The sequence below is a fragment of the Mycobacterium senriense genome (genome assembly GCF_019668465.1).
Taxonomy (GTDB): domain Bacteria; phylum Actinomycetota; class Actinomycetes; order Mycobacteriales; family Mycobacteriaceae; genus Mycobacterium; species Mycobacterium senriense.
Genome location: NZ_AP024828.1, coordinates 4,702,870 through 4,715,789 on the forward strand (window position 1 = coordinate 4,702,870; position 12,920 = coordinate 4,715,789).

Annotated in this window: 12 protein-coding genes; 1 reads left to right on the forward strand and 11 read right to left on the reverse strand. The window is 68.0% G+C overall.

Features of this window, described 5'->3' with window-relative positions; translation table 11 throughout:
• Window positions 1-35: 35 nt before the first annotated feature.
• Window positions 36-1,448, reverse strand: coding sequence for a fatty acid desaturase family protein (locus MTY59_RS22065; protein WP_250160624.1), 1,413 nt, complete (start codon window positions 1,446-1,448; stop codon window positions 36-38).
• A 16-nt stretch (window positions 1,449-1,464) separates the two neighbouring features.
• Window positions 1,465-2,562, reverse strand: a complete 1,098-nt coding sequence (locus MTY59_RS22070; protein WP_221043046.1) for a ferredoxin reductase — start codon at window positions 2,560-2,562, stop codon at window positions 1,465-1,467.
• A 258-nt stretch (window positions 2,563-2,820) separates the two neighbouring features.
• Here MTY59_RS22070 and MTY59_RS22075 point away from each other — a divergent pair, with 258 nt between their 5' ends.
• Complete coding sequence (locus tag MTY59_RS22075) at window positions 2,821-3,684, forward strand: DMT family transporter (RefSeq protein WP_221043047.1); 864 nt, start codon at window positions 2,821-2,823, stop codon at window positions 3,682-3,684.
• A gap of 1 nt (window position 3,685) precedes the next feature.
• Here the strand turns inward: MTY59_RS22075 and fadD1 are convergent, their stop codons facing one another.
• Genes fadD1 through MTY59_RS22120 form a run of 9 tightly spaced genes read right to left on the reverse strand, consistent with a single transcriptional unit; the run spans window position 3,686 to window position 12,754 of the window.
• Complete coding sequence (gene fadD1 / locus MTY59_RS22080; RefSeq protein WP_221043048.1) at window positions 3,686-5,302, reverse strand: fatty-acid--CoA ligase FadD1; 1,617 nt, start codon at window positions 5,300-5,302, stop codon at window positions 3,686-3,688.
• The gene (locus MTY59_RS22085; protein WP_221043049.1) at window positions 5,299-6,894 is read right to left on the reverse strand and encodes a flavin-containing monooxygenase; all 1,596 of its coding nucleotides are present in this window, start codon (window positions 6,892-6,894) and stop codon (window positions 5,299-5,301) included. Before MTY59_RS22085 ends, fadD1 begins: the two co-directional genes overlap by 4 nt.
• The gene (locus tag MTY59_RS22090; RefSeq protein WP_221043050.1) at window positions 6,891-7,853 is read right to left on the reverse strand and encodes an alpha/beta hydrolase; all 963 of its coding nucleotides are present in this window, start codon (window positions 7,851-7,853) and stop codon (window positions 6,891-6,893) included. Before MTY59_RS22090 ends, MTY59_RS22085 begins: the two co-directional genes overlap by 4 nt.
• Window positions 7,854-7,881: 28 nt before the next feature.
• Complete coding sequence (locus MTY59_RS22095) at window positions 7,882-8,283, reverse strand: Zn-ribbon domain-containing OB-fold protein (protein ID WP_221043051.1); 402 nt, start codon at window positions 8,281-8,283, stop codon at window positions 7,882-7,884.
• Between the two features lie 2 nt (window positions 8,284-8,285).
• Entirely contained in the window at window positions 8,286-9,488 is a 1,203-nt protein-coding gene (locus MTY59_RS22100; RefSeq protein WP_221043052.1) for a thiolase family protein, read from the reverse strand.
• Window positions 9,485-9,931 (reverse strand): MaoC/PaaZ C-terminal domain-containing protein, encoded by a 447-nt coding sequence (locus tag MTY59_RS22105; protein ID WP_221043053.1) that lies wholly within the window; start codon window positions 9,929-9,931, stop codon window positions 9,485-9,487. Before MTY59_RS22105 ends, MTY59_RS22100 begins: the two co-directional genes overlap by 4 nt.
• A gap of 7 nt (window positions 9,932-9,938) precedes the next feature.
• The gene (locus tag MTY59_RS22110; protein WP_221043054.1) at window positions 9,939-10,439 is read right to left on the reverse strand and encodes a MaoC family dehydratase; all 501 of its coding nucleotides are present in this window, start codon (window positions 10,437-10,439) and stop codon (window positions 9,939-9,941) included.
• A complete protein-coding gene (locus tag MTY59_RS22115) occupies window positions 10,436-11,554 on the reverse strand; it encodes an acyl-CoA dehydrogenase family protein (protein WP_221043055.1) in 1,119 nt (372 codons plus the stop codon). Before MTY59_RS22115 ends, MTY59_RS22110 begins: the two co-directional genes overlap by 4 nt.
• 21 nt (window positions 11,555-11,575) lie before the next feature.
• Window positions 11,576-12,754, reverse strand: coding sequence for an acyl-CoA dehydrogenase family protein (locus MTY59_RS22120; RefSeq protein WP_221046584.1), 1,179 nt, complete (start codon window positions 12,752-12,754; stop codon window positions 11,576-11,578).
• Window positions 12,755-12,920: the final 166 nt, after the last annotated feature.

A 12,920-nucleotide genomic window follows, 5' to 3' on the forward strand; every position in this document is an offset into this window, starting at 1 on the left:
AGCTCAGGCTAGACGGGCGCCTACCGCGACGCGGCTCAGTCCTTGCCGCGCGGCGGCGGGGACACCTCGACACCGCCGGACTCATGTTCGGGGCCGGCCGCCGGGTGTTCGGCGGGGACACGGTCACGGAACCGGGAGCCCTCGCTGGGTCGCTGTGGCGCCGGCTGGCCGCCCTGGCTTCGGTATGGCCCGGCCTTCGGCCGCGGCTTTCCGCCGGGGAACGCGAGTCGAAGGATGGTGCGCTGCACCATAAGCCACTGCTTGGAGAACGGGCCGGAGTTGTACGGCAGCTCGTAACGCTCGCAGATGTCTTTGACCTGGGGCGCGATCTCCGAATAGCGGCTGCTCGGCATGTCGGGGTAGAGATGGTGCTCCACTTGATAACCCAAGTTGCCGCTGATGACGTGGAACAGCGGGCTGCCCTCGATGTTTGCGGCGCCGACCAACTGGCGCAGATACCACCCGCCACGCGTCTCGTCCTCAACGTCTTCCTGGCTGAACGTGTAGGTCTGGTCGGGGAAATGGCCGCAGAAGATGATCGCGTTCGACCACACGTTGCGGATCACGTTGGCGACCGCGTCGGCAGCCAGGGTGCGCAGGTAGGTGCTTTCGACTCCCGGCAGCACCTTGTCGAGGAAGCCGGCGGTGGCGCCCAGCCGTCCCTTGTTAGACACCCTGCGCAGCGTCCTGCCCAGGCGCGACTGAGCCGGCTGGCCGATTTTGCCGCGGGTGGCCAACTGGACGAGGGCGAACGCGCCCGCGCTGATCAGCGGCCAACCGAGATAGTCCTTGAAAATCTGTGCGCGCGCCTTGACCCCGATACCTCGCAGATCCTCGCGCACCTCCGACCACGGCTTCTGGCGCGTGCGGATGGCATCGATGTCCATGTCATGAATCGCCACGCCCCATTCGAACAGCAGCATGAGCAAGATGTTGTACAGCGGCTGGAAGAGAAACCGTGGGTGCCAACTTTGATTCGGGTCGATCCGCAAGAGCTCATACCCGAGGTCTTTGTCCTTGCCCAGGATGTTGGTGTACGTGTGGTGGATGTAGTTGTGCGAGTGCTTCCAGGCCTCGGCGGTGGACGCGGTATCCCAGTCCCACACCGACGAGTGAATATCGGGATCGTTCATCCAATCCCACTGGCCGTGCATCACGTTGTGGCCGATCTCCATGTTCTCCAGGATCTTGGCCATTCCCAGACAGGCCGTGCCCAGGACCCATGCGGTTTTCGAGCGCGATCCGAGCAATAGCACCCGGCCGGCCACGACGATCTGGCGCTGGACGGAGATGACCGTCTTGATGTAGTGCCGGTCCCGTTCGCCGAGATCGGCGAAGACGTCGTCGTGTATCGCGTCGAGTTCCTTCGCGAGCTTTTCGCGTTCTTGTTCACCCAGGCGGGCAAGCAACTCGCCCCCAGTGGTTTTCGCTTTCGCGGCAGTTGTCACGAGCCGCTCCTTTCGATCACAGTTCGAGCTCAACATCGCCTTCGGCGGTGTTGATGCAGATTCGTACGTCCTGTTCGGTGGGTTCGATCACTTCACCTGAGCGCAGGTCACGCAGTTTGCCCGACTTCAGCGTCCCGACGCAGGTATGGCAGATTCCGATTCGACAGCCGTAGGCGAGGTTGAGACCGGCCTTCTCGCCTGCCTCCAAAATCGATGTGCCGCCGTCACATTCGACTTCCTTCTCGCTGTCGAGGAACTGCACCGTGCCGCCCTCGCCGGCGTTGGCGTCGCCACCGATCTTGGGCTGGAAACGCTCAAAGTGCAGACGGTCGCGGTCTCCGTTGCTTTCCCAGTGCTCGATCAGCGCGTCGAGCATTTCGCCGGGACCCGAGCAGAAAGCTTCGCGTTCGCGCCAGTCCGGGCACGCTTCGTCCAGCCCGCTTGGCTCCAGCCGACCGCGTTCGGCGGTGAGGCGCAAATCCAGCCGCATCCCGTCGTGACGGCGATCGAACTCTTCGAGGACCTGCAAGAACATCACCTGCTCGCGGGTGCGAGCGGAGTGGATGACCACGACGTCGCCGAACTCACCGCCGTGATCGATGCTGCGCAACATGCTGATGATCGGCGTGATGCCGCTGCCCGCGCTGATGAACAGCATCTTGGCCGGCAACGGCTCGGGCAGCGTGAATACGCCCTCCACCTCACCAAGCCGCACCAGATCTCCCGGCTGAACCTTCTGCACCAGATACGGCGACACGACGCCGCCGTCCACCCGCTTGGGCGTCACGCTGATCAGCCCGTCTTCGGGGGCTGGGTCCGACGTCAACGAATACGCTCGCCAGTGGTAGACGCCGTCGACGACCACGCCCAGCCGCACATACTGACCGGGCTTGTGACCCGGCCATTCATACCCGGGCCGGATCAGCACGCTCGCCGCTTCCGAGCCCTGCGGTTCGACTCGCTCGACCTTTCCGCGCAGCTCCCTGGTGGTCCACAGCGGATTGATCATTTCCAGGTAGTCGTCGGGCTGTAACGGACTGAATAACCGCCGCACCGCCCGCAGGAACAACCGACGCCCGCGGGGGACGTTGGGCTGGGCGCCGCGTTCAGCCATGCCCCCAGAGTACACACTTGTACACCGACGCTAAACATTGATCTGAATCCTGTTGTAGCGCACGGTTATACATATGCCTAACGCGCGCGCGACTGAATCTCAGCCGTTCACTGGCGGGTATACGTTCGACGTGGGTTGTGGCAATAGATACCTCTGAGGTGCCCCGGGCGGTGGGTGGCCAAACGTTTGTTCATCTGTTTCGCGGGGTCATCCGCCGCGCCGGCGGGGCGTCGCGGCGCCTAGTGTCGGTGGCGCCTAGTGTCGGTGAATGTGCTGATCGGCTTCCTCCTCGCGCTGGGCTGCTCGCTTTGCTATGGGACGGCGACCGTGCTGCAAGCGGCGGGGACGCGCTCGGTGGAAGCGGGCAGCGGCTCGGGTGTGGATGCGGTATTGCTGTTGCGCGCCGTGCGCCAGTGGCGCTATCTGATCGGTGTCGGCCTGGACGTCGCCGGGTTTGCGCTGCAGGTCGCCGCGCTGCGCTTGGTTCCGATCTATGTGGTCGCGGCGGCGCTGGCCGCCTCGATCGCGGTCACCGGCGTCGTCGCGGCGTGGGTGTTGTCGGCGCGCTTGTCATCGGCCGAGTGGGCGGCCGTCGGCGTCGTCTGCGTCAGCCTGGTCGTCCTGGCCTTCGCCGCCGGGCCGGGCCACTTCCGGCACGCCCCGGCCGGGCTCGGCTGGGCCCTGCTGGGCGTGGTGGCCGCGATCTTCGTCGGCGGCGCCGCCGCGGGGCGTCTGCCCGACCGCGCCCGTGCGCTCGCACTGGGGCTGGGCGCCGGGACCGGCTTCGGCGTCGTCGAGGTGGGCGTGCGGCTGATCGATGCGATCGATCCCACCAAACGCTCCTTCTACACCAACCCCGCCCTGTACGCGGCCGCCGCGGGGGGCGCCGCGGGGTTTCTGTTGCTCACCTCCGCGTTGCATCGCGGATCGGTGACCACGGCCGTCGCGGGAATGGTGGTCGGAGAAACGCTGGCGCCCGCGTTCGTCGGGGTGGTGTGGCTGGGCGACACCGCGCGCGACGGGCTCGGCTGGCTGGTGATCGTGGGGTTCGCCATCGCCGTGTCCGCGACCCTGGTGCTCGCGCGCTTCGGCGAAGCCCCCGTCGCCGAGGAAGCGGGCTGATTCATGAGCCGTGGGCCGATGCCGCGCGGCCGTCGGCGGCGTCGCCCACCGGGACATAGCCGGTGCCGCGCGCGGGGCGCGTCCACAACAGGCCGTCCTGCGCGGTGACACCCGCGGCGATCAGCGCCCGGTTGAGGATCTTGTTCGTGGCGGTCGCGGGCAGCCGATCGTTGATGCGGACGTGGCGCGGCCACGCCTTCGGGGACAGGTCAGGTTGGGCGGCAAGGAATTTCTCGAAATCCTCCGGGGTCAGGCTTGCCCCGGGCCGCAGCACCAGCGCGGCCATCACCTGGTCGCCCACCCGGTCGTCGGGGACCGCATAGACGGCGACCTGGCTGATGGCGGGCAACCGCGCCAGAATCCGCTCGATCGGGCCGGCCGCCAGGTTCTCCCCGTCCACCCGCATCCAATCGGCGGTCCGCCCGGCGAGATAGATCCAGCCGTCCGCGTCGCGGTAGGCCAGATCGCCCGACCAGTACATCCCGTGCCGCATCCGCTCGGCGGTGGCGCCCGGGTCGTTGTAGTAGCCGGCGAACGGGCCCGCGCCCTGGGTGTTGACGAGTTCGCCGACGGCGTCATCGAAATTGGTCAGCGCGCCGTGCTCGTCGAACCGCGCTGTCTCGCACTCCCGCAGCGTCGTCGAGTTGTAGATGCTCACGCCCGGGTACGGCTTGCCGATGGATCCGGGCGGGGTGCCGTCTTCGCGCACCACGATGACCGCGAATTCACTCGAGCCGAAGCTGTCGACGACCCGGCACCCGAAACGCCTTGCGAATTCCGCGATATCGCGATCGGTGGCCTCGTTGCCGAACGCCACCCGCAGGGTGTTCTCGGCGTCATCGGGACGTTCGGGGGTGGACAGGATCAACGCCAGCGGCTTGCCGACATAGTTCAGGTATGTCACCCGGTAGTGGCGGACATCGTCGAGAAAGCGCGACGGCGAGAATCGGGCCGGCACCATGGTGGCCCCGCAGCCGATGGCGACGGCCCAACCGGCGGCGACACCGTTGGAATGGAAGAGCGGCATCGCCAGGTAGCAGACGTCGTCGGCGGTGACGTCGTATTGATAGATCAGGCTGGCGCCGCACATAATCGCCATGCCATGGGCGAACCGCACCACCTTCGGGTCGCCGCTGGTGCCCGAGGTGAAGATCATCATCAGGGTGTCGGCGGCCGCCACCTCGCGAACGGGAACCAGCGATGGTGCCGCGGCGACGGCTTCGGCGTAGCGTGCGCCGGTCACATCGAGCACCTGAATACCGTTGAGGTTCAACCCATCCAGCAGTTCGAGATGGTCGGGGTCGACGAGCAGCATCTGGCAGTCGGATCGCCGGATGTCGGCCAGCAATCCGGCTCCGCGCCGCGTGGTGTTGATTCCGCACAACACGTAACCGCCGAGCGCGGCCGCGGCCATGGCCCGCAACATGGCCGGCGAATTGCCCAGTACCGCACCGACATGCAGCGGCCGTGCCGGGTCCGCGAGCTCGATGAGCGCTGCGGCCTCGGCCGCCGCCTCGGCGAGATGCTCGCGCCAGGTCCACGTCCGGTCGCCGTGGGCGAGCGCCGGGGTGTCGTCGTCGCAACGCTGCCGCAACAGCTGTTGAACCGTCTCAATCACCTTGTCGTGAACACCAACCCGGCGTAGTCGTTCCGAGCCACCTCGTCGCAGTGCCGCCGGTAGGTGCCGAAGCCGCCGATGTAGGGCATGAAGACCCGCTTCTTGCCCTCGATGTTGGTGCCCAGGTACCACGAGGATGCCGCCTTGGGAAATAGCGTCCGGTCGGCCGCCTGGCACACGTGCCGGGTCCAGGCGAGCGCCGCGTCGCGGCGAGGCTCGACCTCGCTCACCCCTTGGCGTCGCGCCGCCCGCACCAGATCGATGACCCAGTCGACCTGCACCTCGGCGTGCAGCACCATGTTCGCCAGCACCGAGGGGCTGCCCGGCCCGCTGACGGTGAACAAATTCGGCAGCCCCGGCACCATCAGGCCGAGGAAGGTCACCGGGCCGTCGGCCCAGGCGTCCCGCAGTCGTTGTCCCCCAGGGCCTTTCGGGTCGATTCGGGTCAGCGCCCCGGTCATGGCGTCGAAGCCGGTCGCGAAGACCAGCACGTCGCAGGGATATGTCGCTGCGACGGTTCGTACGCCGTCAGCGGTCATCGCCTCGATCGGCTCGCGCCGCAGGTTCACCAGCCGAACGTTGTCGCGGTTGAAGGTCGCGTAGTAGCCGTCGTCGGTGCAGATCCGTTTGCTTCCGATCGGGTGATCGACCGGGATGAGATCCGTTGCGACGACGGGGTCGGCGACGATCTCCCGGATCCGCTCCTCGGCGAAGATCCTGGCGACGTCGTTGGCGGACGGGTCGCTCGTCTGATCGGGGAAGGTCTTGGCGAACAGGACGCCGCCTTCGCGCCAGCGCTTCCACAGCGCCTCGGACCGCTCGTGGGCCTCGGTGTCGAGGGCGTTCTTGTGGTAGGTGCCGTGCGGGGTCCCCGCAGCCGCGTAGGCGGAGACCCGGCGGCGCTCGGGATACTGCTCCTGGATTTCTCGCTGTTCCTCGGCCGACCACGGCCGGTTGGGCATCGGGATGGTGTAGTTCGCGGATCGCTGGAACACCACCAGGCTTTCGGCGGTCGCGGCGACGATCGGCGCCACCTGGATACCGGACGATCCGGTGCCGATCAGGCCCACCCGCTTGCCGCGCAGCTCCGGATCCTCGCGCGGCCACGCAGCCGTGAAATACACCTCGCCCGAGAACGTTTCGGCACCCGGGACACTGGGCCGGTTCACCGCCGACAGGCAGCCGGTCGCGCACAACAGGAACTGTGCGGCATAGGTGTGCCCGGCTGCGGTGTCGACATGCCAGCGTCCCCGCTCGAAGGTGGCGCCGATGGCGTCGACGCCGAATCGGTAGTGGCGGCGCAGATCGAAACGGTCGGCGACGTGCCGCAGGTAGGCCAGGATTTCGGGTTGGGCGGCGAAGCGTTCGCTCCACTGCCAGCTCCGTTGCAGCTCTTCGTCGAAAGAGTAGGAGTAGTCCACACTTTCGACGTCGCAGCGTGCGCCCGGGTAACGGTTCCAGTACCAGGTGCCGCCCACGTCGGGTGCGGCCTCGAGGGCGGTCACCGCGAGGCCCGACGACGCGGCCCGGTGCACGGCGTAGAGCCCGGCGAACCCGGCCCCGATGACGATCACGTCGCTGGCTTCGGTCACGACGCCACGCTCCGGTCCGCCGGATGCAGCAGCTCACGCAGGTCGGCGCAGACCAGCTGCTGCGCCGATGCCGCCGGCGGAAACGTTTGCATCGTCATGAAGCCGTGGAACAGCCCGGGAAAGTCCCGGTGCACGACGGGCACCCCCGCACCGCGCAACAGGCGGGCGTAGTCGCAGCCCTCGCTGTTCAGGGGATCGAGCCCGGCCGTCACGATCACCGCGGGCGGCAGACCCGCATGGGTGTCGGCGCGGGCAGGGGCCACCAGGTAGGGCGGATCGAAAACCGTTTGCGCGCCCAGGTATTGGTGCCAGTACCACTGCATCGCGGCGCGGGTGTTGAAGTACCCCGTGGCGTAGCGGTGATAGCTCTCGGTGTCGAAGCTCGGATCGATCGCCGGGTAGACCAGCAGCTGCGCGGCCGGTAGGGTGGCGCCGCGGTCGCGGCAGAGGATGGCGGCGACCGCGGCCAGGTTGCCGCCGGCGCTGTCACCGGCGACCGCGGTGCGTGCCGGGTCGATGCCCAGCTCGGCGGCGTGCTCGACCGCCCAGCCGAACACCGCGAACGCATCGAGCGCCGCCGCCGGGGCGGGATGCTCGGGGGCGAGGCGATAGTCGACCGAGATCACCACGGCCTGACTGCCGCGGGCCAGGGCCCGGCAGAACCCGTCGTGAGACTCGATGTCGCAGAAGACGAATCCGCCCCCGTGGTAGAACACGATCGCCGCGCGCTCTCCCGCCGGCTCGCCATGCGGCTCGTAGACACGTACCGGAACCGCGCCGCCTGGCCCTGGGACCATGCGGTCGGTGGCGCTGCGGACGTCGCCGAGGTTGTCGACCGGCATGCGTCGCTGCGCCACCGCGGCGCGCGCCTGCGGGCCGGTCAGGTGCTCGACGCGCGGGAATCCGGTGTTCAACGCCTCCAGCATCGCCTGCACTATGCCGTTGAGCGGATCGTCCATGTGCACCTCCGACCTCGTCGCCCAAAGGTCATGCGGGCCGATATTTCAGCAGGGTGATGCCCTCTTCAGGCAGATCGTAGAACACCGGGTGCACCCGCATTCCGATCCGGATGTCGCCCGGGTCGACGTCGACCAGCTCGGTGCTGAATTTCGGCCCGGCATCCCACCGCACCACCGCGAGCAGCTGAGGCAACGCGTCTTGCCACGGTGGGCCGGTCGGCCTGCGGGCGATCGTGAACGTGTACAGCGTTCCGGCGCCGTCGATCTCGCGCCATTCCAGGTCGTCGGCCAGGGTGCCCGGGGCCAGCGTGCGCGGGTAGAACACGTAGCGCTGTGCCGACGCCGAGTACTGCACCAGGATCCGATGCTGCGCCAGGCCGTCCCAGAACGGCCGGGAGACCGGTGTGGGCTCGGGGATGGGGTGAGCCATGACTAGTCCCCCCGCAGGAGCAGCGCGACCTGTTCGCTCATGATGCCGCCGTTGCCGGTCACGAACGCGGTGTGGCAGTCGGTCACCTGCGCGTCGCCGGCCCGGCCCATGATCTGGCGTGCACCGTCGACCACATGGTGCATGCCGCCGGCCATGCCGGCCTGGCCGAAGGACAGTTGGCCGCCGGCGGTGTTGAGCGGGAAGTCACCGCGAAAGGTCAGGTCGTGCCCGGTAATCCAGGACATGCCTTCGCCTTTCGCGCAGAATCCGGCGTCCTCCAGGCTCATCAGCACCGTGATGGTGTAGCAGTCGTAGATCGACGCGACATCCACATCGGACCGGTTCAGTCCGGCCATCGCGAAGGCCTGGTCGGCCGCGCGTGCGATCGGGGTGGACAGCAGGTCCTCGGCATAGGTCGGGGTCTTGAAGGCGATGTGCTCGCCGAAGCCCTTGATCCACACCGGCCGGTGGCGGCCGCGGCGTGCGATGTCGGCGTTGGCAATCAGCACGCCCACTCCCCCGTGCACGCGCATCACCGTTTCCAGCATGTGAATCGGGTCGGCGATCATCGGGCTGTCCAGCACATCGTTCACCGTGATCGGGGTGCCGTGAAACACCGCGCCCGGGTGCGCGCACGCGTTGCTGCGTTGGTCGACGGCGATCTTGGCGACCGCGGCCGGGTCGTAGCCGAATTCCGCCGCGTAACGCTGGGCGATCTGAGCGTAGGGCGCGTTCTGCCCTACGTTGCCGTAGGGAATCTCGAATTCGGCTTGTGGCGAGCCGTAGTCGTTCGATGACGCCCCATACCAATTCGGGTCGGGCGCGGGTCGACGCTCGGATCGGGGCAGCGACGCCGAGCCGGGTACGACGGCGAGCGCCGCTTCGCAGATGCCGAGTTCGACGGCCGCCGCGGCCCGCCAGATCATTCCGGCGGCGGTGGCCCCACCGAGATCCACGCGCTCGCCGAAATCCAGGGCCAAACCCAAATATTCGCACAGGGTGGCCGGCGCGAACATGGCCGACTCGGCGATGCCGTGGGTCAGCAGGCCGTTGACACAGTCGGGGCCGACTCCGGCGTCCTCGATCGCCATCTTCGCCAGCACCGCGTATTGATCGAGGGTGAACAGCGGCGCGCGGGTGGGACGCCGTTCGGCGGGCAACTCCGCGATCCCGACGATGGCTGCCTCGCCGCGCAGCCCGGTCACGCCTGAGCTCCCCGCATCGGCAGCTCGACCGTCGCCATTCCCGGCATCAGTATCGTGTCGTCGCGGCGCCCGGCGATGACGAGATCGACCAGCCCGGTTCCCGTGTCGCTCAGCCGTTTACCGGTGACCTCACCACCGAAGCTGAGCGATTCGCCGGGATAGGCGACGGCCCGGTTCTGCACCGAGAACGACACCAGTCGCCCGCGCCCGCCGATCCAGTCGCCCAAGGCGCGGGCCAGCAGCGCCGCCTGCAGCGGGCCGTGCACCAGGACCGTTTCGTAGCCTTCGGTGTCGCGGGCCCACTCTTTGTCGTAGTGGATGCGGTGGCCGTTGTAGGTGGCGGCGCTGAAGAAGAACATCTGGGTTTCGTCGACGGTGACGGTCAGCGTGGGGATGTCCTCACCCACCGCGACGTCTTCGTAACACACCTGCGAGTCGGTCATTGCGCTCCTAGGGACGGGCGATCATCGATGTCGACGCTTCGGCCAGCAGGTCGCGATGCTGGTTGCGGTACACCGTGTGCCAGGTGACAAGAACGAATTTGCCGGAGCGGCCTTGCTTTTCGACGATCGATTCGATGGTGCGGACCATCTCGATCTCGTCGCGGTGATAGGCGGGCAGGTGAAACGTGAAGCTCTCACCGCCGGCCATCCGCTTGGGGGCCCGGGGGAAGGCCAGGCTGCCGGAGACCGCCCCGGACGATCCGTCGGGACGCAGCGACTCGAGCGGCGAGACGCCGAGGATCGCGTACTGGAGGAACAATGGAGGGCAGATGATGTCGCGATATCCATTGGCTCTGGCGTAATCCGGGTCGAAATACAGCGGGTTGTGGTCACCCACCGCCGCGGCCCAGCGTTGCCAATCGCGCCGGTTCACCTCGCCGGTCGCCGACGCTGCGACCGTGCCCACGCGGGACGCCGATTCCGCGTCGATCAAGCTGTCCTCGCTCAACGGCGCTCCCCTTCGTCTGTCTCGTCGTGCAGGCACTGCTCGAGCCAGGAGGCCGCGACGTCGGCTCCACCGCCGAATGTCGAACCGAGCCGTGCGCGTTCGCTCCACAGGTGCAGGTCGGTCTCGGTGACATAGCCCATGCCGCCGTGCAATTGGTGGGCGTCCATCGTGATCAGCCGCGCCGCGGCGGCCGCGTGCATGCGCGCGACCGCTGTCTCCCTGGTCGCGACGCGGCCGCGTCCGAGCCAGAACACCGCCGCGTGCGCAGCCAATCGCGCTGCCGCGAGCGCGATGTGCATGTTGGCGACCAGATGCTGGGCGGCCTGGAACGACGCGATGGGCCGGCCGAATTGATGACGCAGCTTGGTGTAGTCGACGGTGCGGTCCAACGCGGCTAGGCCGACGCCCACCAGGTCGAGCGATCCCAGCGCCGCGGCGATGTTGGCCAGCCGGCGCAGTGCCGGTGCGGTGACCCCGTCCAATGCCGCGTCGACGGTGACGTCGTCGAAGCGCACCGTGCGAGCCTGGAACCCACCGGCCATGTCGAGCGGTTCCACGCTGACATCCCGGACATCGACGACGAAGAGCAGGGTGCGCCCGCCCGCCGCGGCCGACACCACGATGAGATCGGCGACGTCGATGTCGAGGACGTAATCCGCGGTTCCGTTGAGCCGCCACCGTTTTCCGGCGGGGTCGGCGTGCAGCGGCGGGGCGACGGCGGCGGCGTCGCGGGCGTTCCACAGCGCCGTGGTGGCCCGGACGTTCCCGGACGCGAGCTTCGGCAGCCAGCGGGCCTTGACGTCCGGGGAGCCGAGCTGGTCGATGGCCAGCGCGGCCTGCACGCTGCTGTGCACCGTCGTCGGGCACAGCGCGCGGCCGGCCTCGGTGTAGAAGACCGCCAGGTCGTCGAGCGAGCCGCCGGCGCCGCCGTACTCCTCGCTGATGGCCAGGCCGAAGACGCCGGCATCGGCCAGCGCCTTCCACAACGCCGGCGTGCCGCGGTCCGCGTCGGGTTCGCCGAGGGCGCGCACCAGCGCGATCGGGTTCTCGGCGGCCAGTAGGGCGCGCAACGCCGCGGCGAACTCGCGTTGTTCGGTAGTGGGGATCGTCTTCATCGGCGGTGTATGGGCTCGGGGTCAGCGTTCATAGGAGGGCATTGCGTGCCCGCGCTGGGCGATGATGTCGCGCAGCACCTCGTTGGTACCCCCGCCGAAGCGCATCAGCGGGGCGGCCCGGTAAAGACGCTCGAATTTGCCTGCCAGCGGGGCCTTTTCGCTGCGATGCGCCAGCAGACCGTCGGGGCCGAGAAGGTCGAGCGCCAGGTCGGCGATGCGCTGGCGCAGCTCGCTGGTGAACACCTTCTCGACGCTGACCTCGACGCTGGGAATGACGCCGCTGTCGAGGATCGACGCCGCCTCGTAACCCATCAGGACGGCCACCGCGACGTCGGCCTCGGCCTGCACCAACCGGCGGCGAATCGACGGATCGTCGGCGGGCACGGACCCGTCGCGCCGCGGGCGTCGCGCCAGCTCGTGCAGTTCCTCGACCGCGCGGCGCAGGTCTCCTGCGTTGGTCAGCGCACCGCGTTCGAGATCGAGGGCGCCGGTGATATAGGTCCAGCCGCGGTCGACCTCGCCGACCAGGTTGGTGCCCGGTACCCGTACGTCACGGAAGTGCACCTCATTGGTGCGGTAGCCAGACCAGGCGTACAGCGGGCGGATGTCGACGCCTGGGCTGTCGATCGGCACCATGATGACCGAAATGCCCCGATGCCGGGCGGCGCTGGGATCGGTGCGGACACAGAGCCATTCGTGCGTCGCACGCTGGGCGCCGCTGTTCCAGATCTTGGTGCCGTTGATCACCCATTCCTCGCCGTCAAGCGTGGCGCTGGTCCGCAGGCCGGCCAGGTCGGTTCCCGCCTCCGGCTCGGAATAGCCGACCGCGCAGATCATCTCGCCCCGCGCGATCGGGGGCAGCCATTCGGTCTTGTTGCGCTCGGTGCCGTGCCGCATGATCATCGGCGCCACCGAGGTCACCGTCAGGTCGGGGCCGGGCACGCCCCAATATTCGAATTCGCTCATCAGCAGATGCAGGTGGATCGCGCCGAGCCCCAGGCCCCCATATTCGCGCGGCCAGTTCAGCCCGAACCAGCCCTTGGCCCCGATCTTGCGTCTAAACCGGGCGACTTCCCCGTCGCGAAATTCCAGGTCGTGCTCGGCGAGCTCGGCGCGCAATTCCGGGGTGACGTTCTGGTGCAGAAACTCGCGGACCTCGGCCAGCCAGGCGCGCTGCCCAGCGTCGAGTTCGAAATCCATTCCGGCGCCTGTGCCTTTCCGCATGCTTTTCACCGAGCGTCGTCAGCGTAACGCCACCGCGAGATGGCGCCGGGAATTTCGGTATTGCGGCACGAGCGGCCGCCGACATCGCCGGCGCGCCGACTGTAAATGCGCTGTCAAACTCCCGTTAAAACGCGTAGACACC